Source organism: Vibrio sp. 2130-1 (assembly GCF_033339515.1).
The window spans coordinates 1-669 of record NZ_JAWOUT010000333.1; the positions used below are offsets into that span (position 1 = coordinate 1).

Annotated in this window: 1 protein-coding gene; it reads left to right on the forward strand. The window is 42.2% G+C overall.

What is annotated here, in order from left to right:
• On the forward strand, window positions 1–543 hold a 543-nt coding region (era, locus tag R7Q09_RS26050), incomplete at its 5' end, for a GTPase Era (RefSeq protein ID WP_318143933.1).
• Window positions 544–669 lie beyond the last annotated feature (126 nt).

The following is a 669-nucleotide window of genomic DNA, read 5'->3' on the forward strand; positions in this document are numbered from 1 at the left end:
GTTAACAAAGTCGATAACGTGCAAGATCGTAATGAAGTGATGCTACACATGGCTGAAATGTCTAAAAAAATGGACTTTGTCGATGTAGTGCCAATCTCTGCAAAGCAAGGTAAGAACATTGATGTATTGCGCAAGCACGTACGTAATCACCTGCCGAAAGCGACGCATCACTTCCCTGAAGAATACGTAACGGATCGCTCTCAGCTTTTCATGGCTTCAGAAATCGTACGTGAAAAGCTAATGCGCTTTACTGGTGATGAACTGCCATATTCTGTAACGGTTGAGATTGAGCGTTTTGATTACAACCCAGAAACGGACGGTTTCCATATCAATGCTTTGATTCTTGTTGAACGTAATGGTCAGAAGAAGATGGTTATTGGTAAAGGCGGCGAGAAGATCAAAACCATTGGTCGTGAAGCACGTCTGGATATGGAAGAGTTGTTCGGTCGTAAAGTTTATCTAGAGACTTGGGTGAAAGTGAAGTCTGGTTGGGCAGATGACGAACGTGCACTACGCTCACTGGGTTACATCGACGATCTATAATTTGAGGCGAGAGCACTTCGTTTCAATATTAAGTAGAATCCAATATCGATTAAAATAAGGAGCCGCATGGCTCCTTATTTTAATCCAATATCGATTAAAATAAGGAGCCGCATGGCTCCTTATTTT